Source organism: Kitasatospora sp. NPDC034023 (genome assembly GCF_055575795.1).
Genome location: NZ_JBVIRY010000003.1, coordinates 158749 through 184478, shown reverse-complemented (window position 1 = coordinate 184478; position 25730 = coordinate 158749). Strand labels below are relative to the sequence as shown.

Below are 25730 nucleotides of genomic sequence, written 5' to 3'. Positions count from 1 at the left end.
GCCGGTTCATCGACGCACCGGTTCAGCGACGCGCGGGTCCGGCCGCGTGCGACAGCGGCCGGACCCGGGCGACCAGGAGGGCGATGTCGTCGTTCCCACCCTGGTGGTGCAGGGCGCCGAGGAGGAGGTCGCAGGTCTCCTCCGGGGAACTGCGGGGCCGGCCGAGGAGGTCGGTGAGGGCCGTGAGCCGCACGTCGATGTCGTGGTCGCGGGTCTCCACCAGCCCGTCGGTGTAGAAGACGAGTTCGTCGCCGGTCCTGAGGTCGATCGGGGTGTCGTGGAAGGCGATCCCGCCGACGCCCAGGGGTGCGCCGGTGGGCAGGTCGAGCAGGACCGGCCGGCGGCCCGGGTGGGTGTGGACCGGGGGCAGGTGGCCGGCGATGGCGATGCGACAGCGGTGGTGGCGCGGGTCGTAGAGGGCGTAGACGCAGGTGGCGATGGACTCTCCGAGACCGGCGGCGATGCTGTCGAGGTGGGTGAGGACGGCGGCCGGCTCCAGGTCGAGGCCGGCCAGTGTCCTTGCGGCGGTGCGGAGTTGGCCCATCGTGGCGGCGGCGGTGATGCCGCTTCCCATCACGTCGCCGACGACCAGCGCGGTCCGGTCGGCGGTCAGCGGGATGACGTCGAACCAGTCGCCGCCGACCTCGCCGACGCCGGAGGCCGGCTGGTAGCGGTAGGCGACCTCCAGCCCGGGCGGCTGCGGGGGCGGGCCGGGCAGCAGGTGCCGCTGGAGGGCGAGCGCGGCGTGGCGCTGGCGTTGGTACCAGCGGGCGTTGTCGATGGCGACGGCGGCGCGGGCGGCCAGTTCACCGGCCAGGACCACGTCGTCATGGTCGAACGGCTGCTTGTTGCGGGCCCGTTTGAGATCGAGCGCACCCAGGACCTGGCCGCGGGCGCGCAGCGGCACGGCCAGGTAGGAGTGGATCCCGGCCTGCCGGAGCAGCTCGACCGCCTCCGCGTCGCGGGCGATGCGCGGCAGGTCACGGTCGGTGACGCGGGCCAGCAGGATCGGGCGGCCGGTACGGGCACAGCGGGTGACCAGGCGGGTCGCGTCGTAGCGGGCGATCTGCCCGACCGGATCGGCGGCCTCGACGGCGGGCGTGGGGTGGGCGGCCTTGACGGCGAGGGCGCGGAACAGGGCCGGACGTTTCCGGTCCTCCGTCGGCGCGCTGTCGGTGAGGATGTCCTCCAGGATGTCGACGGCCGCGATGTCGGCGAATTCCGGGACGAGGACGTCGGCGAGCTCGCGTGCGGTGACGTCGAGATCGAGGGTGGTGCCGATGCGCTCGGAGGCGTCGGCGATCACGGTCAGGCGCCGCCGGGCCGCCGCCGCGGCGGTGGCCGCCCGGTGCTGCTCGGTGACGTCGACGACCGAGACGGCGACGCCGATCACCCGGTGCGCGGGGTCCTCCAGCCGGTGGAAGGACGCCGACCAGGCGTGCTCGACGCCGGGGTCGGCGCGGGTGTGTCCGGTGGTGAACTGGTTCAGCAGCGGCGACCCGGTGGCCAGCACCTCCCGCATGGCCGCCTCGATCGCCTCGGTGTCCAGGAACGGCAGGGCTTCCCGGACGGTGCGGCCCAGGTGCCGGGCGGCGGGCAGTCCGTTGATGCGTTCCAGCGCCGGGTTGACCAGGACGAAGCGCAGCTCGGTGTCCATCACGGACAGCCCGATCGGGGACTGCTCCACCAGGCGCAGCGACAGTGCGAGGTCCCGTTCGAGGCGCCGCAGCGTGGCCTGGTCCGAGGCCAGGCCGAGCGCGTAGGACCGGCCGCTCTCGTCCTCCAGGCGCATGTTGCGGAACTCGACCAGCAGCGTGGACCCGTCCTTGTGTCGGACCGGGAGGACCCCGGCCCACGCCCCGCCGCCGGCCATCACCTTCGCGAACGGTTCCAGCACCCGGTCCAGGAGCCGCTCCTCGACCAGCACCCGGGCGGCCGGGTGCCCGAGGGCCTCCGCGGCCGGGTAGCCGAAGAGGTCCTCGGCCTGCGGGCTCCACAGCACGATCCGCCCCTCCGCGTCCAGCACCACCGCGGCGACGCCCAGGACGTCCAGCAGCCCACCGGCCTCCAGTCCGGGATCCCGCTCCGGCGGGACGGCACCCGACGGCTCCGCGTGCCCGGCGTCCATCCGGCCACCTCCTCCCGCCGCACCTGATGGATGGGGTTCACTCCATCGTCCCGCCTCGCTTCCCGGCCGCCAGCCGGGCGGCCCCGGAGCCGGCATGTGATCGGAATGTCCTGGCTCTCGGCTCTCCCGGACCGTCCGGGCATCACCGGTGTTACTGGCTGGTAATTTGGCTGATCATCATCTCCCCTGAGGTTTCGTCAGCTGGCTACGCTCCGGCAGTCAAGCAGTACGAGCACAGATGGAGCACGTCATGGAACGACCCACCCCCAGCCGTGGACGCCGGACGGCGAGCGCCGTCCTCGCGGCGACGCTCGCCCTCGGCGGGGCCGCCGTCGCACAGCCCGCCGTCGCACAGCCCGCCGTCGCGGAGGCGCCGTCCGGGGCCGCGGTGGGCGTCGGGTCGTTCCGGCTGGCCGACATCCCGGCGAAGGACGGCGTCGTCCTCAAGGCCGACGTGTTCACCCCGGCCCCCGGGACGCCGTGGGCCGATTCCCAGGGGCGCTACCCGCTGGTGGTGCAGCCGGCCAGCTGGGGGCAGAACGACCTGGAGTACGTCGCCCAGGGCCGTGCGCTCGCCGCCGAAGGATACGTCGTCGTCACCTACACGGTGCGGGGCTTCTGGGGCTCCGGCGGGGAGGTCGACGTCGCCGGGCCCAAGGACGTCGCGGACATCTCCACGGTGATCGACTGGGCGCTCGCGCACACCCCGGCCGACCCGGACCGGGTCGGCATGGTGGGGCTCTCGCTGGGCGGCGGCCTGACCCTGCTCGGCGCCGCCTTCGATCCGCGGATCAAGGCCGTCGCCTCGCTCAGCGGCTGGGGCGACCTCACCGACTCGCTCTACAGCGGGCAGACCCGGCACCTGCAAGCGGCGGCCGTGCTCGCCGGCATCCAGGCTCCGACCGGCCGCAAGAGCCCCGAGTTCGCGCGGGTGCTGGACGACCTCTTCGCCGACCGCGACCTGCCCGAGGTCATCGACTGGGCGGACACCCGCTCCCCCGCGCGCTACCTGGACCGGATCAACGCGAACGGCACCGCCGTCCTGATGGCCAACGCCTGGGGCGACAGCTTCTTCAACCCCAGCCAGGTCGCCGACTTCTACCAGCGGCTGACCGTGCCCAAGCGCCTCGAACTGCGCCCCGGCGACCACGCGAGCCAGGAGTTCACCGGACTGCTCGGACTGTCCAACGCCACCTGGGACAGCGCGCGTTCGTGGCTCGACCAGTACGTCAAGGGAGCCCCGGCCCCGGGCACCCGCACGCAGCCGGTCCAGCTCGACGTCCGCCCCTCCGGCGTGCCCGAGAGCCACGCCGACTGGCAGTCCGTCAGCTCCCGCACCGAGCGCCTCGCGGTCGGCGCCGACACCCTCGGCGCCGACGCCCACGGCGATCCGGCCTCCGTCACGTGGCAGAGCACCGTGCTCGGCGGCACCCCCTCCGGCGCGAGCGGCGGCGTCGCCCTGCTGTCCGGGCTGGTCGACCAGGCGGTGCACCAGCCGCCGACCGTGGCCGTCCCGCTGCTGGCCCGCTCGGCCGCCGTCGTCCGGACGTCGCAGCCCTACCCGCAGGGCCTGTCGCTGCGCGGCGTCGCCCGGGTGCACAGCACGGTCACCGCGTCGACCCCGCAGGGCACGGTCGTCGCCTACCTCTATGACGTGGACGCGCTCGGCATCGGCCGGCTGGTCTCGCACGCGCCGCAGAGCTGGTCCGGACGGACGCCCGGGCAGCCCTTCCCGCTGGACGTCCCGCTCTTCGCCACGGCGTACGACGTGCCGGCCGGCCACCGCCTGGCCCTGGTGCTGGGCACCCGGGACGCCCTGTACGGCGGGGAGACCCCGCTCGGCTCCCAGGTGACCTTCGGCTCGACCACGGCCGACCCGGCCGAGCTGACGCTGCCGGTGCGCTGATCGCCCGACACCGCCCACTCGACGAGCGCGTACGGCAGGACGGGTGACCAACGAGGCTCCCCGGCGGAACAGTTGAGACGTCAGACAGCTCACTCGACCGCCGGGGAGCCTCGTTCGTCCCGCACCCGGGCCGAATCGTCTTCCGAATCGGGTTCACCGGCTTTATCCCGCATTTCCAGGACCCGGTCGACGTTTCCGATGTCGCGTGTTTGAATTTCCCGGACGTGTCGGTGGACACCGACCGGAACGGGGAGGGAAAATGACCAGCCCGCAAAGGACGGAAAGGGCGGAAAGGGCGGATAACGACGCCCTCGCGGATCGCGTGGCGGCCGGCGATCCGAACCTTTCCACCGAACGGACAAACCTTTCGGCCCGCCGTGATTTCCGCGCGTACTGGCTCGGCCAGACCGTGAGCGTCATGGGCCACCAGGTGGCGATCTTTCTCTTTCCGACCACCGCCATCGTCCTGTTCCACGCGTCCGATCTCGGCGTCGGCCTGCTGAATGCCGTGGGCACTGCTCCCTATCCGGTGCTGGCGCTCTTCGCCGGTGTCGTGATGGACCGGCGGCGGCGCAGGCCGGCCATGATGTGGTCGACCGCGGGCACGATGCTGGCGCTCGCCGCGATCCCCCTGGCCGCCGCCGCCGGGGTGCTGGGCATGGCGGAACTGTGCGTGGCGGCGCTCGCCGCCGGTTCGTTCGGCGTCCTCTACGACGTCGCCAACCAGTCGCACCTGCCGACCCTGCTGCCGAGGGAGATGCTGCCGCGGGCGAACGCCAGGCTGGAGGTGTCCACCTCCCTCGCCATGCTCGGCGCGCCCGCCCTGGGCGGCCTGCTCGGCCAGTACCTCTCCGGTACGACGGCGCTGGCGGTGGTCGCCGCCACCTTCGTCCTCCCGATCCTGACGCTCATGAGCCTTCGCACCCCGGAGCCCCCGGCGCCGCCACGGCAGCCGGGGGCTTCGATGTTCGCCGAGATGAAGGAGGGCGTCGCGGCCCTGTGGCAGCACCCGCTGCTGCGCCCCACGACGGTGGCCGCCGTGCTGCGGAACCTGGGCAACGCGGCCGCCTCGACGGTGTCGCTGCTCTTCGCCTACCGGACCCTCGGGCTCCCGCCCGGGACGGTCGGGGTGCTCTTCACCCTGGTGGGCCTCGGCGGGGTCGGCGGCGCGTGGATGGCGGACCGGCTGCTGGCCCGCTTCGGCCTCGGGACGACCCTCGCCGCCGCCTGCGCCTCCGGAGCCGTGTGGGCCGCCGCCCCGCTGGCCCTGTGGCTGCCGGCCGTGCCGACCCTGGTGGTGGTCGGCGCGGCAGCCTCGGTGTGGGTGCCGGTGTGGAACGCCACGATCACCACCTTGCGGCAGTCGGTGATCAGGCCGGATCTGCTCGGCCGGGTGCACGCGACGTCACGGACCATCAACTTCTGCGCGATGCCGCTCGGAGCCCTGCTGGGCGGGGTGGCCACCGATGTCCTGGGCGGCGCCCTGGGCCCGAAGGCCGGCACCGGATGGGCGCTCGTGCTGACCGGGCTGGCGTCGGCGGCCGCGACGGTCGTGCTGCTCCGCTCCGAACTGCGCTCGGTGCGGGAGATCCCCGGTGTCGCGAGCGAGTCGGCAGCGTGAGCGGGTGAGCGAACGAAGGGACGTCCCGCACCCGCGCGGGACGTCCCTTCAGGATTCTTCTCGGCTCAGCTCTTCTTGACGGTGATCGCGTGGGTGACGGCCGTTCCCGCCGCGAGCAGCACCGCGGCCGCGGCGACCAGCACACCCGTGGAGCCCAGGGCGTCCGCCGAGTTCGTCGTGTGCTGGAGGTCGGTCAGCATGATGTTGACCGGCGACACGCCCTTGCCGAGCATGACGGCCAGCAGCAGCACCAGGGCGACGACGAGCGCGTAGCCCTGCCGGCGGAACACCAGCCGTGAGCAGACCAGCCCGATGGCCATGCCGGTGAAGGCGCAGATCAGCTGGGCCTCCGTGCCGAGGACCAGATCGGCGAAGCGGACGGTGTGGGTGCCGAACAGCAGCGGCAGCGCCAGGCCGCCCACCGTCAGCAGCAGGCACCAGGCGGCGGCGGTCGCGACCGAGCCGAGCAGGACCCTGCGATGGCTGCCCGCGCTGACGACGACGATCGCGCGGTGCGGCGGGTCCTCCAGGCCGATCAGCGCCATGGTGAGCCAGGTGGAGCACAGCAGCATGGCCCCGGCCACCGCGGAGTAGGTGGCGGCGAGCGGGCCGGTGTCGCTGCTGGTCAGCACGGCGGCCAGGCCGATGAACAGGAGCAGCGGCGCGAGGTAGCGCTGGGAGAGCAGCAGCACCGTGAACATGTAGCGGACCAGGGGGATCACAGGGCGACACTCCTGGCGTCGGTACGGGAGCCGTGGTCGTGCGCGGCCCTGGCCACCGCCTCCACCGACCAGCGGTGCTGCAGTGCCGTCAGCAGTACGGTGTCCGAGTGCTCGCGGGTCACCCGCAGGATGATGCCCTGGCCCCGGCGGGCGGCGTCGACCACGCCCGGGAGCGCGTACCAGTCCAGCTGGGCCGGGACGGCGCCGGTGGCCGGCACGGTCAGGACCAGTTCGACCATCGGGGCGGGGCCCTCGGCGTGCACACCGCCGCGCCAGGTGACCCGGCCGTCGGTGATGGCGTAGGCGCCGGTGGCGTGCGTCCCGGTGATCGCCTCGCGGTGGTCGGTGAAGACCACCGCGCCGCCTTGGCCGGCCACCTCGTCGATGAACTCGCCCAGGACGCTGTGGGCCGAGGCGTCCAGGCCCGACCAGGGCTCGTCGAGGACGAGCAGGTCGGGCCGGACGAGCAGGGCCTGGGCCAGCGCGACCTTCTGCGCGTTGCCCTTGGAGAGCGTGCGCAGCGACGCGGTCGGGCCGCCGACGAGGGCGAGCCGCTCCAGCAGTTCGCCTCCGCGGGCGCGGGCGGCGGCGGTGGACATGCCTCGGATGCGGCCCATGTGGGTGAGGTAGGAGATCGCCGAGATGCGTTCGTGCGCCGTGAAGCGGTCCGGTACGTAGCCGACGGTCGGCGGTCGGCCCGAGACCGTGCCGGACGTGGGCTGGGAGAGTCCGACCAGGATCTTCAGCAGGGTCGACTTCCCGGAACCGTTGGTGCCCACCACTGCGACGGCGTCGCCGGCGGAGACCTTCATGTCCACATCGCTGAGGATCCACCGTCCTGCACCGTAGCGTTTGCAGACAGCTTTGCAGTGTAACAACTCAACTCCCGACTGTGATCTCCGCGCTCACGCTACTACAGTCAGGCATCGAGGCGGTGTCCCTGTCAACATGACGCACACCGAGGTCGGCAAAAAGGGTCGCAAGCCTGTTCAACCCTTCTTCCAATTGTTCACCGGAGAGTGAACTGCAGGACAGCCGGAGCTGGTTCTTGCCGTCCTTTCCGTCGTAGAAATGCGACATCGGAGTCCAGAGCACGCCGAACTCCTGACCGGACCTTTCGAGCAATTCGTCGTCGGCGGTGAACGGCACATTGACGACGACGAAGAAACCGCCGTGCGGGGTGTTCCAGGAAACGTCCGGACACCGCTGGAACCGTGCTTCCAGGCCGCGCAGAACGTGCGCCAGATTGCGTCGGTAGATCTCCTGTTCGCCGGAGGTCGCCCGGGCCAGGCTGAAGTCGTTCTCCAGCAGGGCGCCGCCGATGACGGCCTGCGAGATCGGCGAGGTGTTGACGGTGACCATGCTCTTGATCCGCGAGAGCTGCTCGGCGAATCCGCCGACCTGCCCGCGCCCGTCGCGCACCCGCTGGTCGGCCACCAGGTAGCCGACCCTGGCGCCGGGGAGGACGGTCTTCGCGAACGATCCGAGGTAGACCACCGTCCGGTCGGTGTCGAGCGCCTTCAGCGTGGGCAGGCGCCCGGAGCCGTCGTGGAACATTCCGTACGGGTTGTCCTCCAGGAGGAGGATCCCTTCGCGGGCGGCCAGGTCGAGCAGTTCGCGGCGGGTCCCGAGGTCCAGGCGCAGCCCGGACGGGTTCGCGAAGTCCGGCACGATGTAGCAGGCGCGGGGGCGCAGTCCGCGCTCGCGGGCCTGGCGCAGCGTCACGGCCAGGTCCGCGAGGTCGATGCCGGTGGTACCGCTCGCCACCGGCACCACCGGCATGTCGACCAGTCGTGCCGCGCCGGTCAGGCCCACGTAGGTCGGTGCCACGGCCAGGACGACGTCGCGCTCGTCCCGGCGCAGACTGCGCAGGGCCAGGAACATCGCCTCCTGGCAGCCGACGGTGACGACGATCGACTCGGGATCGACCTGCATCCCCTCGTCCGCCTCGAGGTGGCGTGCGATGAGGTGGTGCACGATGCCGCTGGTCCGTCCGTACTGGCACAGCGTGCGGCTCACCTCGGCCGGGCCGTAGCCGAGGTCCGTCGACAGGTGGTCGCAGAACCGCTCCAGGTGGCGGTGGACCGCCCGGACGTCGAAGTGGGTCTCCGTCGGCCGGCCCGGCGCGAAGGACAGGGCGTTCGGGTAGCGCGCGGTGACCTCGTTGAGGAAGGTCATGGAGGCGAGCGCCGGGTCCTCCAGTGAGGCGTGCAGGTCGGCGAGGTCCAGGTCGGCGAGGTCCAGGTCGGCGACGTCCAGGGCGGCGAGGTCCGGGGCGGAGGCTTGCGGGCCGGCGGCTTCCGGTGCGCGGCGGTCGTCAGTCACCGGGCACCCACCTGCGGGCGTGCAGAGCGGCCGCGGCGGCCAGGTCGGCGCAGCCGGCGAGCAGCATGCCCTCGCGCAGCTCGTCGTGCAGGACGGACAGCACCTCGGAGACTCCCTTCTCACCGTCGGCGGCCAGGCCCCACAGGACGGGCCTGCCCAGCAGCACCCCGGCCGCCCCGAGTGCCAACGCGCGCAGGACGTCCGTGCCGGTGCGCACCCCGCTGTCCAGCAGGACCTCGCACTGCCCGCCGACCGCCTCGACCACCGCGGGCAGCTGGGCGATGCTCGGTACGGCGCCGTCGAGTTGGCGCCCGCCGTGATTGGACACCACCACGGCGTCCGCGCCGCACTCCACCGCCCGTCGGGCGTCCTGCGGGTCCAGGATGCCCTTGACCACGAGGGGCAGTTCCGTCCGCCGGCGCAGCTGTTCCAGCTCCGCCAGGGTCGGGACGCCGAAGAGCGCGCGGGTGTGTGCGGCCACCGCGGACACCCCGGACGCCGGGCGGTGCGCCAGGTCGTCGAGTCCGGGCTCGAGCAGCGCGGCCCGGACGTGCGGGGGCAGCGTAAACCCGTTGGTCACGTCCCGCCAGCGCCGGCCCATGACCGGCACGTCCACGGTCACCACGAGGGCCCGGCAACCGAGTTGCTCCGCCCGGTCGACCAGCGCCTCGCGTGCCTGGCGCTCGCGCAGCCAGTACAGCTGGAACCACACGTCGGCGCCGGTCTCGACGACCGCCTCGATCGGGTGGCTGCTGAGGGTGCTGAGGATGAACGGCACCCCGGCGGCGTGGGCCGCCCGGGCGGTGGCGAGTTCGCCGTCGGGGTGCAGCAGGCGCTGGTAGGCCATCGGCGCCACGAGCAGCGGCATGGCGGCGTCGGTGCCCAGCAGCCGGCCGCCGCAGTCGGCGGAGGCCGTGTCGGTCATCACCCGGTGCACCAGCGTCACCGCGTCGAAGGCGGCCCGGTTCGCGGACAGCGTCGTCTCCCAGCCGCTGCCGCCCTCGACGAAGTCCCACACCTCGGGCGCCGTGGCGGCGTGCGCCGCGCTCCGCAGGCCGGCCAGGCCGGGCGGCGCCGTGGCGGCCGGATCCTGCATGCCGCTCCTCATTCGTCCTCCGCTGCCACGGCCTCGTACAGCGCGCGGATGTTGCCGCTGCCGAACGTGGTGGCCCCGGCTCGTTCGATGACCTCGAAGAACAGCGTCTGGTGCCGGTGCGTGGAGCGGGTGAAGATCTGGAACAGCTGTCCGGCGTGGTCCTCGTCGGCCAGGATGCGCAGACTGCCGAGCTGCTCGGAGGAGTGGCGGGACAGCGCCAGCCGCTCGGGCAGCTTGCCGTAGTACGCGTCGGGGGTGTCGAGGAACTCGACGCCGGCCGAGCGCATCGTCGTGACGGTGCGCATGATGTCGTCGGTGGCGAAGGCGACGTGCTGGACGCCGGCGCCGCCGTGGTTCTTGAGGAACCCGTCGATCTGTCCCGGGTCGCGGGTGGTGTCCGGCTCGATGACGGTCAGCGTGACCAGGCCGGAACCGCTCTGCACCACCTTGGAGTTCATGGCCTGGGCGCCGATGACCATCCGCTCCTCGAAGATCATCCGGAAGTCCAGGACCCGCTCGTAGAACTCCACCGTGGCGTCGAGTTCGCCGGCCTCCACGCACACGGCGAAGTGGTCCACGTACCGCAGGCCGGTGTCGGTCACCGCCGCGTCGGTCGTCGCCGCCACGTCGGCGGCCGGCCGGGCCGCGGGCCGCTGGACGAAGGTGTGGGCCACGTCGCCGAATCCGGCCACGGACGCGGTGACGACCCCGTCCTTCTCCACCGGCTCGGCGAGCGGACGGGCGCCGCGGCGAACCGCCTCGGCGAAGGCGCCGGCGGCGTCCGCGGTGCCCAGCGCGATGTCCGCGACGCCGTCGCCGTGGCGCCGGGTGTAGACGGCGTCCGGATGCTCGTCGTGCGGCGGCCGGCTGAGCACCAGGCGGATGTCGCCCCGGGCGAGGACGGCGGTGTGCTCCGCACCGGTCGGGTCCGGCTCGTCCGTGACGGTCAGCCCGTAGCCGCGGACGAACTCGGCGGTCCGGGCGTCCAGGTCGTCGACGCAGAACCGGATGTGATCGACGGTCAGATTCTCGAAGTGGCTGCGGTCGGTGTTCACAGCGCGGCGCTCCCACTCGCGGCGGCGTCCATCGCCGCGATCAGGCTGTCGGGACGCATGTCGGTCCAGTGCTCGTTCACGTGGTCGATGCAGGACTGGCGGTCGGCCTCGCCGTGGACGGCCTCCCAGCCGGCCGGCACCTCGGCGAACGCGGGCCAGAGCGAGTACTGGCCCTCGGCGTTGCGCAGCACGAGGTAGGTGGCGTCGTCGTCCTCGAAGGGATTGGTCATCGGTTGGTTCCCCCTGTGTGGTGTGCGGATGCGGTGAGTTCCCGGAGCCGGTCCGCGAGTGCCGGGCCGATCACGCGGAGGGCCTGCGGCCGGGTCATCTCCTCGTGCCCGCAGGCGACTTCGTGCCGTCGCAGCGGGCCGTCGAGGTGCGGCTCCCAGAGCTTCGCCTCGAGTCGGTCCTGATCCCCGTCCTGACCTCGGCCCTGATCCCGGTCCTGCGTCGCGGCGAAGTGCAACAGCTCCCCGTGGAAGACGCCCGGGGTGAACGCCTGGGCGGCCCGGGCGACGCCCAGGTACACGGCCGCCAGGTTGTCCCGGACCCGGTCGTCGAGCTGCAGGCCGGCGGTCTCCCGCTGTACCGCCTCGGCGACCTCCTCGGGCGACGGGGCGGCGACCGGGGCCAGGTCGGCCAGCGGGTAGCCGTCCAGCACCGCGAGCAGACCCACCTGTTCGCCGGCCGCCTGGAGCTGCACGGCCATCTCGTGGGCGATCAGACCGCCCGCCGACCAGCCGAGCAGGTGGTACGGACCCTGCGGAGCGACCCGGCGGATCTCGGCGACGTACGCCGCCGCCGTGTCGGCCACCGTCGCCGGGAGGTGGTCCGGGCCGCCGTCCAGCCCCGGCGACTGCAGCGCGTACAGCGGGTGCCCGGCGTCCAGGTACCGGGCGAGTCCGGCGAAGGACCAGCCGAGGCCGGCCGCCGGATGGACGCAGAACACCGGGGCGCCCGCGCCGTCCGGCCGCAGCGGCAGCAGGACGTCCCAGTCGTCGCCGCGCCGGGACCCGTCCGCGGCAGCGTCCAGGGCGGCCGCCAGCTCCGCGACCGACGGGGACTCGAACAGCAGCCGCAGGCCGAGGTCGAGGCCCAGCGCGGTGTGGACCCGGTCGATCAGCCGGGCGGCCAGCATGGAGTGGCCGCCGGCGTCGAAGAAGCTGTCGTGGACCCCGAGGGCGGGGGCGCCGAGGACCTCCGCGAAGAGCTCGCGCAGGACGGCTTCGCGGGGGCTGCGTGCGGCGCGGTCCGGCTGTCCGGAGAAGTCCGGCTCCGGCAGCGCGGCCCGGTCCAGCTTGCCGTTCGGCGTGACCGGAAGGGCCGGCAGGACGATCACCGCGGCCGGGACCATGTGGGCGGGCAACAGTTCGGCCGCGTGCGCGCGCAGTGCGGCCGGGTCCGGCGCGTCACCGTGCGGTACGGCGTAGCCGATCAGCCGCGGCTCGCCCCGGCCGTCCTCGCGGACGGTCAGCACGGCCTGGGCGACGGCCGGATGGTCGAGCAGCGCGGCCTCGATCTCGCCCGGCTCCACCCGGAACCCGCGCACCGAGAGCTGGTGGTCGGCGCGGCCGAGGAAGTGCAGGCGGCCCTCGCGGTCCCAGCGGACCAGGTCACCGGTGCGGTACATCCGCGAGCCCGGCGGGCCGAACGGATCGGGCAGGAACCGCTGCGCGGTCAGCCCGGGCCGGCCGAGGTAGCCGCGGGCCAGGCCGGGACCGCTCACGTACAGCTCCCCGGCGACTCCCGGCGGCACGGGCCGCAGCCGCTCGTCGAGGACCCGCACGCCGGCGCCGCCGATGGGACGGCCGATCGACGGGCGGTCCTGGCCGGTCAGCGGCTCGCTCATGGTGGCGCACACGGTCGTCTCGGTCGGCCCGTACGCGTTGATCAGGCGCCGTCCGGAGCCCCAGCGGCGCACCGCGTCGGCGGGCATCGCGTCGCCGGCCACGGCCAGGGTGCGGACCGTCGCCAGCCCGTCCGGCGGCAGGACCGACAGCGCCACCGGCGGCAGGGTCACGTGGGTGATGCGGTGCCGGGCGATCAGCTCGGCCAGCGGGCGGCCCGGCATCAGTTCCTCCCTGGTGGCCAGCACCAGTTCGGCACCGGACAGCAGCGCCATGCACAGTTCGGAGAAGGCCGCATCGAAGCTCGGCGAGGCGAACTGCAGCACCCGGTCCGCCGCGGTGACCTGGAACCGGTCGATCTGCCGAGCCGCCAGGTTGGCGATGCCCTCGTGGGTCACCACCACCCCGTTCGGGCGGCCGGTGGAGCCCGAGGTGTGGATGACGTACGCCGGATGGGCGGTCAGCAGCGCGGTGGTGCGGTCCTGGTCGGCCGGGTCGGTGTCCGGTGCCGCGTCGAGCGTCCGCGCGGTGAGCGGGTCGTCGAGCACCAGCGCGGCGGCCGGCTCCGGCAGCCGGTCGGCCGTCGAGCGCAGGGCGAGCACCCGGGACGGCCGGGGTTCGGCCAGCATGTGCCGGATCCGCTCGGCCGGGTAGTCCGGGTCCACCGGCAGGAAGGCACCGCCCGCCTTGAGCACGGCCAGCACGGCGGTCACCTGCTCGGGCGAGCGCGGCAGCAGCAGCGCCACGGTGCTCTCCGGGCCCACCCCGAGCGAACGGAGGTGGTGCGCCAGCCGGTTGGCCCGGCGGTTCAGCTCCGCGTACGACAGGGTGTCGTCGCCGGAGCGCAGCGCCGTACGGTCCGGCGTGCGCGCCACCTGCCCCTGGAACAGCTCCGGCATCGTCCGCGCGGGGACCGGGGGCTCCGGAGCGGCGGACCACCGCTCGAGGTCGAGCCGCTCGGGCGGCAGCAGCACGTCCAGGGAGCCGATCGGCGCCCGCGGGTCGTCCGCCACGGCGGCCAGCAGGGCCACCAGGCGGCCGGCCAGCGCGGTCACGGTGGCCTCGTCGAACAGGTCCGCGTTGTACCGGATGCTGCCCCGCACGCCGGCCGCCAGGCCCTCCGGCGTGTGGCTCTCGCCGAGGGAGACGTCCAGGTCGAACCTGGCAGTGCCGGGGTCCACCTCCGGCTGGGTGATCGTCAGGCCGTCCAGGTCGAACCGCGGCGGCTCGGTGTTCTGCAGCACCAGCAGGACCTGGAAGAGCGGGTGCCGGGACACCGAGCGGGTCGGGCTCAGCACCTCGACCAGCCGCTCGAACGGCACGTCCTGGTGGGCGTAGGCGGCCAGCGCGGCGGTGCGGACCCGGTGCAGCAGCGTGACGAAGTCCGGATCGCCGGAGGTGTCGGTGCGCAGCACCACGGTGTTGGCGAAGAAGCCCACCAGCTGGTCGAGCGCCTGGTCGCCGCGGCCCGCCAGCGGGCTGCCGATCGGGATGTCCGTCCCGGCGCCGAGCCGGGTGAGCAGCGCCGCGAGCGCGGCCTGGAAGACCATGAAGGTGGTGACGCCCTCGCGCCGGGACAGCTCGGTCAGCTTCCGGTGCAGCCGCGCGTCCAGGTCGAGCGGCACGTGGCCGCCCCGGTGGCCGGGCACCGTGGGGCGCGGACGGTCGGCGGGCAGCGTCAGCTCCTCCGGCAGGTCCGCCAGGGCGTTCCGCCAGTGGGCGAGCTGCCGGGCGATGGCGCTGTCCGGGTCGTCCTCGGTGCCGAGCAGGTCCCGCTGCCAGAGCGTGTAGTCCGCGTACTGGACCGCCAGCGGCTCCCACTGCGGGGCCCGGCCCGCCGAGCGGTCCCGGTAGGCGGTGGTGAGGTCGCGGGCGAGCGGGGCGTACGAGGAGCCGTCGCCGGCGATGTGGTGCAGCACCAGGAGCAGGACGTGCTCGGTCGGCGAGAGCCGGAACAGCGCGGTGCGCAGCGGCGGTTCGACGGCGAGGTCGAAGCCGGCGCGGGTCGCGGCGGTCAGCACGGCGGGCAGCTCCGCGTCGGTGACCGGCACCGTGACGAGGGCGACCGGGCCGTCCTCGGCGGCGAGGATCCGCTGGTGCGGGTCGCCGTCGTGGTCCGGGAAGACGGTGCGCAGGGCCTCGTGCCGTTCCACCACGTCCCGCAGTGCGGCGTCCAGCGCCGCCGGGTCGAGCTCCCCGGACAGCCGCAGGGCCAGCGGGATGTTGTACGCCCCCGAGCCGCCGTCGAGCCGGTTGAGGAACCACAGCCGCTGCTGGGCGTAGGACAGCGGGATCACCGCGGGGCGGTCGGCGGGGACGAGCACCGGGCGGGCGCTGTCCGCGGTGTCCAGCCGAGCCACCAGGCCGGCCGGGGTCGGCGTCTCGAAGACGGCGCGCAGCGGGAGTTCGACCCCGAACGCGGAGCGGACGGCGTTGCCGAGCCGGGTGGCCAGCAGGCTGTGCCCGCCGAGCGCGAAGAAGCCGTCGTCCGGGCCGACCGAGGGCACCGCGAGCACCTGGGCGAACAGCTCGCCCATCAGCTCCTCGCGCGGGTCGCGCGCCCGGCCGCCGGCGGCGCGGGCGGTGAGGTCCGGGGCCGGGAGGGCGTTGCGGTCGAGCTTGCCGTTGGCGTTCGTCGGCAGCGCGTCCAGCAGGACGAACGCCGTCGGCACCATGTACTCCGGCAGCGCGGCGGCGGCGTGCGCGGCGAGTTCCGCGCCGGTCGCCCCGCTGCCCGGGCGCACGGCCACGTGGGCCACCAGGCGCCGTTCGCCAGCCGGGTCGGCCACGGCGCTGACCGCGGCGGCGGTCACCGCCGGGTGGCGGGTCAGGACGTTCTCGATCTCGCCGAGTTCGATCCGGAAGCCGCGCACCTTGACCTGGTCGTCGGTGCGGCCGAGGTAGTCCAGGGCGCCGTCCGGGCGGCGGCGCACCAGGTCGCCGGTGCGGTACATCCGGGCGCCCGGCCCGCCGAAGGGGTCGGCGACGAAGCGCTCGGAGGTCAGCGCGGGACGGCGGAGGTAGCCGCGGGCCAGACCCGGGCCCGCCAGGTACAGCTCGCCGCGGACCCCGGTGGGGACCGGTCGCAGCCGCTCGTCCAGGACGTGGGCGCGCACGTGCGGCAGGGGCCGGCCGATCGGCGGCGCGGCGGTCTCCTCGCCGGTGGCCTCCTCGTCCTCCGAGTACCAGGCGGTCGCGTAGACGGTGGCCTCGGTCGGGCCGTAGATGTTGGCCAGCCGCGTGCCGGGCAGCAGGCGGCGCACCTCCCGGACCAGGTGCTCCGGCAGTGCCTCGCCGGCCATCACCAGGGTCCGGGCGGAGAAGGCGACCTCGCCACCGGCGAGCAGCGCGGCGAACACCGACGGCACGCCGCTGACCAGGCTGCCCGACCAGGGCCGTTCGGCCAGTTCCAGCAGGTCGCGCACGATCTCGACGTGACCGCCGGTCAGCAGTGGCGCGAACAGCTCGAACACCGAGACGTCGAAGGAGAGCGAGGTGGCGGCCAGGACGTCCGCCAGTCCCTCGGCCCCGAAGCGGTCCGCCGCCCAGTCCAGCAGCCGGGCCATGCTGCCGTGCGGAACCACGACGCCCTTGGGCCGCCCGGTGGAGCCGGAAGTGTAGATGACGTACGCGGGCGAGTCCGCCGCGATCGCCGCGCACCGCTCCACGGCGGAGCGGGCGTCGGCGTCGGCGGAGAGCGCGTCGGCGAGGGCGGCCAGAACCGCGGGGTCGTCCAGCCGGACCCGGGGCAGCACGGACGGCTCGGGCATCCCCGGCACCGGCTCGCCCTCGGTGATCATCAGGATCGGCCGGGCGTCGGCGCAGGCGAAGGCGATCCGCTCGGCCGGCTGGGCACGGTCCACCGGAAGGTACGCCGCGCCGGACTTCAGCACCGCGAGCACCGCGACCAGCATCCGCTCCGAGCGCGGCAGCGCCACGGCGATCACGCGCTCCGGACCGGCGCCGCCGGCGACCAGGAGCCGGGCCAGGCGGTCGGCTTCGGCGTCGAGTTCGGCGTAGGACAGGGTGCGGCCCGCAGAGCTGACCGCGGGCGCCGCGGGCGTGCGCCGGGCCTGCGCCGCGAAGCGCAGCGGCACCGGGTCGAAGTGCGCCGGGCCGGACGGCTGCGCGTCGGCGGGCCGGGGCCGCTCCTGGGGCGTCAGGATGTCGACGTCCCCGATCGGCAGGGCCGGGTCGCCGGCCACCGCGCTCAGGAACCGGATCAGCCGGTCGGCCAGCGCGGCAGCGCTCGCCGCGTCGAACAGGTCCGCGCAGTAGCCCAGGGTGCCCTCGACACCGGCCGGTTCGCCCGCCGGTGAGCGGGTCTCGCGCAACTGGACGTCGAGGTCGAACTTGGCCGTCCGCTGGGGGATCCGCTGCCCGGTGACGTCGAGCCCCGGCAGGGTCACCGCGTCGCCGCCGCCGGGCTGCAGCGCCAGCATCACCTGGAACAACGGGTGCCGCGCCAAGGACCGCGGCGGCGCCAGCACCTCGACCAACCGCTCGAACGGGACGTCCTGGTGGGCGTAGGCCTCCAGGTCGTCCGCGGCCACCTGCCGGAGCAGGTCGCCGAAGACCGGGTTGCCGCCGGTGTCGGTGCGCAGGACCAGGGTGTTGACGAAGAAACCGACGAGCCGCTCCAGCGAGGCGTCGGCGCGCCCGGCGACCGGGGTGCCGATCGGCAGGTCGGTGCCGGCTCCCAGCCTGGTCAGCAGCGCCGCGAGGGCGGCGTGCAGGACCATGAAGAGGGTGGCGCCGTGCTCGCGGGCCAGGCCGAGCAGGTCCGCGTGCAGTTCGGCCGGCAGCCGGAAGGCGACCTCCGCGCCCCGGTAGCTGAACTCGGGCGGCCGCGGCCGGTCGGTCGGCAGCTCCAGGCCCTCCGGCAGCCCGGCCAGCCTGTCGCGCCAGTAGGCGATCTGGCCGCTGATCCGGCTGTCCGGGTCCTGCTCGCTGCCGAGCACGGCACGCTGCCACAGCGCGTAGTCGGCGTACTGGACGGGCAGCGGCGGGAACTCCGGTGCCCGGTCGGCCAGGCGCGCCGCGTAGGCGGTGCCGAGGTCGTGGGCCAGCGGGTCCATCGACCAGCCGTCGCCGGCGATGTGGTGCAGCACCACGAGCAGCACGTGATCGGTGGGCGTCAGTCGGAAGAGCGTCGCGCGCAACGGGAGTTCGGCGCCGAGGTCGTGGCCGCGGGCGGCCTCGGCCGACAGCGACCGTTCGAGCGCGTCGGCGTCGGTGTCCACCACGGCGAGGTCGGGCCGCGCCTGCGCCGGGTCCAGGATCCGCTGCACCGGTTCGCCGTCCACCTCGGCGAAGACCGTGCGCAGCGACTCGTGTCGCACCACCAGATCGTGCAGGGCCAGGCGCAGTTCGCGCTCCCGCACGGGGCCGGACAGCCGCAGCGCGATCGGAATGTTGTAGGCGCCGCCGTGTTCCTCCAGCCGGTGCAGGAACCACAGCCGGCGCTGGGCGAACGACACCGGCAGCGGGTCCGGCCGGTCCATCGGGACCAGCGGGGCCTGCGCCGGGGCGGCCCGGTCGAGCCGCTCGGCGAGCGCCGCGACGGTGGGGGCCTCGAACACGGTCCGCACGTCCAGTTCGGCGCCGAACGCGGAACGGATCGCGTTGACCAGCCGGATGGCCAGCAGCGAGTGCCCGCCGAGCTGGAAGAAGTCGTCCTCGATGCCCGCCTCGGGCAGCCCGAGCACGTCGGCGAACAGCGCGCAGAGCGTCTCCTCGCGCGGCGAGCGCGGCGCGCCCGAACCGGCCTGCACCTCCCGGTCGGGTTCCGGGAGGGCCGCACGGTCGAGCTTGCCGTTCGCGGTGACCGGAAGGCGTTCCAGCACCATGAACGCCGCCGGAACCATGTACGCCGGCAGCCGGGTGCCGACGTGCGCCCGGAGGGCCTTGGCGAGCCGCCCGGCCTGCTGGAACAGCAGCGGCGCGTTGGTGTCGCGGGCCGTCTCGTCCTCGGTGGCGGGCTCGGCCCATCCGGTCGGCAGGACCGGGCCGGTGGGCCCGGAGGCGTCGGCGAAGAGCACGTCGAGCAGGCCGCCGGGGCCGGACGGCGACCAGGTGACGGCCGTCCGGTAGCCGAGCCGGTCGCCCAGCTCGTACAGCAGCGCGGGGTCGACTCCGACGGCCTGCGCGAGCCGGGCCCGCACCCGGGCGAGCGGCTCGCCCGCGTCCAGGGCGGCGGCGGCCGCCGTCTCCGGCCCGGTACGGCCGTCCGGCACGCCGGTCACCCGCAGGTTCGCCGGCCGGTGCTGCGCGAGGTGGGCCTGGAGGTCCGCCAGGTCGGTGACGTCCTGCGTCCAGCGCAGGGTGGTCGCCTCGACCGGCGGCACCGGCGCGTCCACGGCGGCGTGCAGCACGACGTCGTAGCGGTAGCGGGTCAGTTCGTTGTGGGCGTGGCCGCGCTTGACGCGGACGTCGGCGCCGGCGAGGCCGTCGGCGGCCCGGGCGAACCTGTGGAAGTAGCCGGGCGCCACCAGGAGTTCCTTCTCGCGCTCCGCCCGGCGCCGGGCCCGGCGCCGGAGTTCGGAGGCGTCCTCGGCGTCGTCGGCGCGCACCAGTTCGACGCCGGTGTGGAAGGTGTGCAGCAGGTCCAGGTTCCGCACGTCGCCCACGAACAGCGAACCGCCGGGGGCGAGCAGGGTGGTGAGTGCGGTCAGCACGCGCCGCAGGTAGTCGGCGTCGGGGAAGTACTGCACCACCGAGTTGATGACGATCGTGTCGAAGTGCCCGGCGGGCAGGCCGGTGAGGTCGTCGGCGGTCTGGGTGCTCAACCGTACGGTGGGGTGGGCTCCCAGGTGGGCGCGGAGCGTGCGGATCGCCTGCTCGGAGAAGTCGGTGGCCCAGTACGACTCGCACTCGTCGTACAGCTGGGACAGGATCAGGCCGCTGCCCACCCCGACCTCCAGCACGTGCCGCGGGCGCAGTTCGCGGATCCGCTCGACGGTGGAGCGGCGCCACTCGTCCATCTCGTCCAGCGGGATCGGCCGGCCGTCGTAGCTGCTCTCCCAGCCGGAGAAGTCCGAGCCGAAGGCGGCGGAGCGGGCGCCGTCGTACATGCCGTCGTAGATCTGCCGCCACTCGGCGACGTGCTGGACCGCCCCGGCCTCCTGTTCGGCGGGCCGCAGGCCGCCGGCGACGACGTAGGCGACCAGTTGCCGTTCGCCGCGGTGGTCGGTGCGTGCCAGCACCTCGGCCTCGGAAACCTCGGGGTGGTCCGCCAGCACCGCGGCGACCTCTCCGGGCTCCACCCGGAAGCCGCGGATCTTGACCTGGTCGTCGCCGCGGCCCATGAACTCCAGCTGCCGGCTGCCGTTCCAGCGCGCGAGGTCGCCGGTCCGGTACATCCGGCTTCCGGGCGCCCCGAAGGGATCGGCGACGAACCGCTCGGCGGTCAGGCCGGCCCGGTTGAGGTAGCCGCGGGCGAGACCGGTCCCGGCCAGCCAGACCTCGCCGGTCACTCCCGGCGGGACCGGCCGCAGCCACTCGTCCAGCACGTAGACCCGGGTGCCGGCCAGCGGCCGCCCGAGCGGCACCCGGACGTCGGCGGTGTACGGCGACCGCAGCTCGTGGTGGGTGGCGCACAGCGTCATCTCGGTGGGCCCGTACAGCTGGCGCACGACCGCTCCGGGCGCGTGCTCCAGGACGCGCTGGACCGCGATCGGCGAGACGACGTCGCCACCGGTGAGCACCTCGCGGACGGTGGCCAGGCACTCGGGCGCGTCCTCGGCCACGACCCGCAGGAGCCCGGCGGTGAAGTGCACGGCGGTGATCTTCTCGTCCGCGATCAGCCGGGCGATGGCGGCGGTGTCCAGCGGTCCGGGCGGGGCGAGCACCACCTCGTTCCCGGCCAGCAGCGGCACCCACAGCTCGTAGTCGCTGATGTCGAAGGCGTACGGGGCGTGCATGAGCACGCGCTCGTGGTTGCCGGAGTCCCAGCACGGGTCGTCGGCGAGGGCCACCACGTCCCGGTGCGCGACGGCCACGCCCTTGGGCAGACCGGTGGAGCCGGAGGTGTACATGATGGTGGCGAGCTGGTCCGGGTGGACGACCGGCAGGTCGGGGCCGGTCGCGGCGGCATCCGCCGACACCCGGCCGGCCTCCACCACGACGACCCGCGCCTCGTGCCGGAACTCCCGGGCGAGCATGGCCCGGTCGGTCAGCAGCACGGACGCCGCGGTGTCCGCCATGACGTATTCGAGCCGCTCCGCCGGGTACGCCTCGTGCAGCGGGACGCAGACCCCGCCGGCCTTCCAGACGGCGAGCATCGACACGACCAGTTCCGGGGAGCGCTCCAGGAAGACGGCGACCCGGCTCTCCGGTCCGACGCCCTGAGCCCTCAGGGAGCGGGCCAACGCGTCGGCCCGCCGGTCCACGTCCCGGTACGTCAGCTCCCGGTCCCCGGCGCGCAGGGCGACCCCGTCGGGGTGCTCCGCGGCCGTGCGGGAGAACCGGACGTGCAGCACCTCCTCGGCGCCGGTGACCTGCGCGGGGGTACCGGCGAGCAGCCGACGGCGTTCGTCCTCGCCGAGGATCTCCACGGCTCCGATCCGCCGGCGCGGGTCGGCCGCGACGGCCCGGAGGAAGCGGGTCAGCCGCTCGACGACGGTTTCGACGGTGGCACGGTCGAAGATGTCGGTGCGGTACTCGACGGTGCCCTGGACGCCGTCCGCCAGCCGGCCCTCGCGGAAGCGCTCGGAGAGGTTGAACGCCAGGTCGAACTTGGCCGACGGCAGCGGCTCCTCGGCCAGGGTCACGTCCAGGTCGGCGAAGCGGAGGTCGGCGTCGGGGGTGTTCTGAAGCGCGAGGAAGACCTGGAAGAGCGGGTGCTGGGACAGCGAGCGCTCCGGCTTGAGGATCTCGACCAGGCGCTCGAAGGGAAGGTCCTGGTGGGCGTAGGCGGCCAGGGCGTTGTCCCGGACCGCCGTCAGCAGTTCGGTGAAGCGGGGGTCGCCCGAGGTACGGGTGCGCAGCACCAGGGTGTTGACGAAGAAGCCGATCAGGTCCTCGAGGGCGGCGTCCGTCCGCCCCGAGATGGGCGAGCCGATCGGGATGTCGGTGCCCGCGCCGAGCCGGGTGCACAGGGCGGCCAGCGCGGCCTGCAGCACCATGAAGAGGCTGGCGTTGTGCCGGTGGGCGAGGTCGAGCAGCTGCCGGTGGAGTTCGGCGTCCAGGCTGAGGGCGACCGTCTCGCCGTGGAAGCCGGCCTCGCGCGGGCGCGGCCGGTCCGTGGGCAGCACGGTCTGCTCGGGCAGTGCGCGCAGCGCGTCCTGCCAGTAGCCGGTCTGCGCCGCGAGGACGCTCGCCGGGTCGTCGGGCCGGCCGAGGACCTCGCGCTGCCACAGGGTGTAGTCCGCGTACTGGACCGGGAGCGGACGCCAGCCGGGCTCCTGGCCACGGCTCCTGCTCCGGTAGGCCGCGGCGAGGTCACGGGCGAGCACGGTCAGGGACCAGCCGTCGGCGGCGATGTGGTGCTGGACGAGCAGCAGCACGTGCTCGGTCGGCGACAGCGCGAACAGGTGGGCGCGCAGGGGGGCTTCGCGGGTGAGGTCGAAGGCCTCGGCCGCGGCGGCGCGCAGCCGGCCGGGCAGGTCCGCCTCGCCGCTCTCCGTCACGGTCAGGACGGGGCGACCCTCCTGCGGGTCGAGGACGAGCTGGTGGGGCTCGCCGTCGACCTCGGGGAAGACGGTGCGCAGGGCCTCGTGGCGCGCGGCGACATCGGCGAGGGCCGCCGCGAGCGCCGTGCGGTCGAGTTCGCCGCGCAGCCGCAGCACGCTCTGCATGTGGTACGCGGAGCCGTCGTCCGCCAGCCGGTTGATGAACCAGAGCCGGCGCTGCCCGAAGGACAGCGGGATCCGCGCGGGTCGTGCCGCGGGGGCGAGGGGCGTGCGCGCGCCGGCCGAGCCGTCGATCCGCGCGGCGAGGGCGGCGACGGTGGGCGCCTCGAAGAGGGTGCGCACCGGGATCTCCACGCGCAGTCGCGAGCGCAGGGCGTTCACCAGGCGGGTGGCGAGCAGGGAGTGGCCGCCGAGCTGGAAGAAGTCGTCGTCCAGTCCCACCCGGGAAACTTCGAGGACCTCGGCGAACAGCTCGCAGAGGATCTCCTCCTGCGGGGTGCGCGGCCGGCGTCCGGGCCCGGCCGGGCCGAGGTCGGGGGCCGGCAGCGCCTTGCGGTCCAGCTTGCCGTTGGGGGTCAGCGGCAGCGCGTCGAGGACGGTCAGGACGGTGGGGACCATGTGGCCGGGCAGCCGGCGGGCGAGGTGGTCGCGCAGCACGGCCGGGTCCGGGGCGGTGCCGGGGACGGGCACCGCGTAGCCGGTCAGGACCGGCCCGCCGGAGCCGAGGTCCCGGACCACGACGGCGGCCTGGGCCACCTCGGGGTGGTCGGTGAGCGCGTGTTCGACCTCGCCGAGCTCGATCCGGAAGCCCCGGACCTTGACCTGGCCGTCGGTCCGGCCGAGGTACTCCAGGCTGCCGTCGTCGCGCCGGCGGACCAGGTCCCCGGTGCGGTACATCCGGGATCCGGGCGGGCCGAAGGGGTCGGCCACGAAGCGTTCGGCGGTCAGCCCGGGCCGGTTCAGGTACCCGCGGGCCACGCCGGCGCCCGCGATGAACAGCTCGCCGGTGGCGTCGGTGGGCGCGGGGCGCAGCGCGCGGTCGAGCACGTAGGTGCGGGTGTTCGCGAGCGGGCGTCCGATCGGCGGACGGCCGGGAGTTCCGGGGTCGACGGTGGCCGCCGTCGACCAGATGGTGGTCTCGGTCGGGCCGTAGACGTTGGTGACCTCGGCGGCCGCCTCGCCCAGTTCCCGGGCCAGGCCCTCGGGCAGCGCCTCGCCGCCGACCAGCACCTTCAGCCCCGCCAGGCCGTCCGGGCCGTGATCCAGCATGCTGCGCCACAGTGTGGGCGTGGCCTGGACGGCCGTCACTCCGGCGTCGGTGATCAGCTGCTTGAGCGTCTGCGGGTCGTGCGCGCCGTCCTGCCCCGCGAGGACCAGTTCGCCGCCGGACAGCAGCGGCAGCAGCAGTTCCAGGTTGGCGATGTCGAAGCCGAAGGTGGTGACCGCGAGCATGCGGTCGTCGGGGCCGAAGTCCAGCCGCTGCTGGAAGTCCGTCAGCAGGTTGACGAGGTTCTCGCCCGGGATCACCGTGCCCTTGGGCAGTCCGGTCGAGCCGGATGTGTAGATCACATACGCGGGGCTGAGCGGGTGCGGGCGGGCGGGACGGTCATTCGCCATGGGGATCCCTCGCTGAGGACGGCAGGGTGGAGCACAGAGCGGTGCGGAGGTCGCCGGGCCCGGGCCGGTCGCGGCCCGGGCCCGGCGAGGTCAGCCGGCCTGGGTGGCGCGGCGCACGGCGACGGGCAGCCGGACCGGGCCGAGGACGCCGATCGAGGGGTGGAACTGGATGCCGGACTCCGGCAGCACCTCGATCTGCTCGAAGCGCTGCAGCAGGGCGGTGAGCGCGATACGCGCCTCCATGCGGGCCAGCGGCGCGCCCAGGCAGTAGTGGATGCCCTTGCCGAAGGCGACGTGCCGGCCCTGGTTCGGCCGGTGGATGTCGAACTCCTCGGCCCGGCCGAAGTGGGCGGCGTCGCGCTGGGCGGAGAGCAGCCACACGCACACCACCGCGCCGGCCGGGATGCGCTCCCCGCCGAGCTCCGTCTCACACGCCGTCACCCGCTGGTCCCGCACCAGCGGCGGGCGCCAGCGCAGCACCTCCTCGACGACCTTGGGCAGGAGGTCCACGTCGGAGCGGACCTCGGCGAGGACATCGGGGTGGCTGTCCAGACTCATCACGGTGCTGCCGACGAGCACGGAGGACGGCAGGTGTCCGGCGATCACGAACATGCCGATGACGCCGACGATTTCGTGGTCGTCCAGGGAGCGTCCGTCGACCTCCGCCTGCGCCAGGGCGCTGATCAGGTCGTCCTGGGGCTCGGCGCGGCGCTGGTGGATGATCTCGAGGAGGTAGGCGGAGGCGAAGCGGACGAGCTCGCCCAGTTCGCGCACCGCGGACTCGTCGGCCCGGCCGAGCTCACCGGCCGGCCTGGCGCCGAGCAGGGCGTCCGCCCAGACCGTGAACATCCCGTGGTCCTTCTCGGGGATGCCGAAGAGCTTGGCGATCACCCGGGCGGTCAGCGGGGCGGCGTACTCGGCCACCACGTCGAAGGTGCCGGTGCCGTCGGCCGACAGCTCGATCTGGTCCAGCAGTTCGTTCGCGGTCTCGATGATGATCGGTTCGAGACTCGCGATGACGTTGGGCGTGAACGCGCGCCGCACCAGTTCACGCATCCGGGTGTGGTGGGGCGGGTCGACGCCGAGGAAGTTGCCCTGGGCGGCGCTGGCCAGCTCCCGCTCGTCCTCGGGGATCATGTCGTTCATGTCACTGGAGAAGGTCCGGTGGTCGCCGAGCACCTGGAGTGCCTCGTCGTAGCCGAACACCTCCCACACACCCGGCTGGTAGCTCTTGGCCACCGGGCCGGCGGCGCGACCGCGGTCCAGGTACTCCAGGAACGCCTTGGTGCGCTGGTCGTAGGAAAGGCTCGTCAAAGCTGCGAGATCGGTCATGAGATAGCCCCCGCGAGCAGGAAATGGTTAACGAGGGCCGGCGACGAAAGGAGCTGAAAGTGGCCGGCTGCCGTGCTTGCCTGGCCACTCAGACGGAGTCCCCCGTACCGCCCTGAATCGTCGAATTCGAGTACCGGAAGGGGCAGCCCGAATTGACGCCAACGGAACTGGAGCCTAGGTAGCCTGTCTCGGCAGTGTCAAGAGTGATCTTCGACGGTACGTCAGGACCGCGCGTCGGTACGGGTCGTCTGACCTGGGAGAACGGCGCCGACGGTGCCGTCTTCGCCGATTTCCCGACCGGAGGGCACGGTTCCGGCCAGGAGGGCGGCGTTCCGGCCAGGCCTTTGCGAACTCTATTGGCCGGGGTACGCTGCGGAACGGTGCCTGCGGGACTGTTGTTCGAGAACGTCGAGGAACGGGACGCACGGCACGAGACACGGGGGACGGGG

General features: G+C 73.8%; 11 protein-coding genes. 2 read left to right on the top strand and 9 right to left on the bottom strand.

The genetic code is table 11. The annotated features are described in order from the left end of the window. Positions 1-22 precede the first annotated feature (22 nt). Entirely contained in the window at positions 23-2128 is a 2106-nt protein-coding gene (locus tag ACZ52R_RS06090) for a SpoIIE family protein phosphatase (RefSeq protein WP_465619414.1), read from the bottom strand. A gap of 250 nt (positions 2129-2378) precedes the next feature. Here ACZ52R_RS06090 and ACZ52R_RS06085 point away from each other — a divergent pair, with 250 nt between their 5' ends. Beyond that, on the top strand, positions 2379-4034 hold the full coding sequence (locus ACZ52R_RS06085) for a CocE/NonD family hydrolase (protein WP_465752861.1): 1656 nt from the start codon (positions 2379-2381) through the stop codon (positions 4032-4034). A gap of 259 nt (positions 4035-4293) precedes the next feature. Beyond that, on the top strand, positions 4294-5655 hold the full coding sequence (locus ACZ52R_RS06080) for an MFS transporter (protein ID WP_465619418.1): 1362 nt from the start codon (positions 4294-4296) through the stop codon (positions 5653-5655). Positions 5656-5720: 65 nt separating this feature from the next. Here ACZ52R_RS06080 and ACZ52R_RS06075 read toward each other — a convergent pair whose 3' ends face one another. The 8 genes from ACZ52R_RS06075 to ACZ52R_RS06040 form a co-directional block, all read right to left on the bottom strand. Next, on the bottom strand, positions 5721-6377 hold the full coding sequence (locus ACZ52R_RS06075; RefSeq protein WP_465619420.1) for a hypothetical protein: 657 nt from the start codon (positions 6375-6377) through the stop codon (positions 5721-5723). Beyond that, positions 6374-7195, bottom strand: a complete 822-nt coding sequence (locus tag ACZ52R_RS06070) for an ATP-binding cassette domain-containing protein (protein WP_465752859.1) — start codon at positions 7193-7195, stop codon at positions 6374-6376. The genes ACZ52R_RS06075 and ACZ52R_RS06070 overlap by 4 nt, the downstream gene beginning before the upstream one ends. A gap of 61 nt (positions 7196-7256) precedes the next feature. Continuing rightward, positions 7257-8555 carry an aminotransferase-like domain-containing protein gene (locus ACZ52R_RS06065; RefSeq protein ID WP_465753023.1) on the bottom strand — a complete coding sequence of 433 codons (1299 nt, stop codon included), beginning with the start codon at positions 8553-8555 and terminating at the stop codon, positions 7257-7259. Between the two features lie 139 nt (positions 8556-8694). Beyond that, positions 8695-9798 carry an alpha-hydroxy acid oxidase gene (locus ACZ52R_RS06060; RefSeq protein ID WP_465660903.1) on the bottom strand — a complete coding sequence of 368 codons (1104 nt, stop codon included), beginning with the start codon at positions 9796-9798 and terminating at the stop codon, positions 8695-8697. A gap of 8 nt (positions 9799-9806) precedes the next feature. Further along, positions 9807-10853, bottom strand: a complete 1047-nt coding sequence (gene hppD, locus ACZ52R_RS06055; RefSeq protein WP_465752857.1) for a 4-hydroxyphenylpyruvate dioxygenase — start codon at positions 10851-10853, stop codon at positions 9807-9809. Beyond that, complete coding sequence (locus tag ACZ52R_RS06050) at positions 10850-11083, bottom strand: MbtH family protein (RefSeq protein WP_465619430.1); 234 nt, start codon at positions 11081-11083, stop codon at positions 10850-10852. Before ACZ52R_RS06050 ends, hppD begins: the two co-directional genes overlap by 4 nt. Further along, positions 11080-23949, bottom strand: coding sequence for an amino acid adenylation domain-containing protein (locus tag ACZ52R_RS06045; RefSeq protein WP_465752855.1), 12870 nt, complete (start codon positions 23947-23949; stop codon positions 11080-11082). The genes ACZ52R_RS06050 and ACZ52R_RS06045 overlap by 4 nt, the downstream gene beginning before the upstream one ends. A gap of 90 nt (positions 23950-24039) precedes the next feature. Then, complete coding sequence (locus tag ACZ52R_RS06040; protein ID WP_465619434.1) at positions 24040-25281, bottom strand: cytochrome P450; 1242 nt, start codon at positions 25279-25281, stop codon at positions 24040-24042. Positions 25282-25730 lie beyond the last annotated feature (449 nt).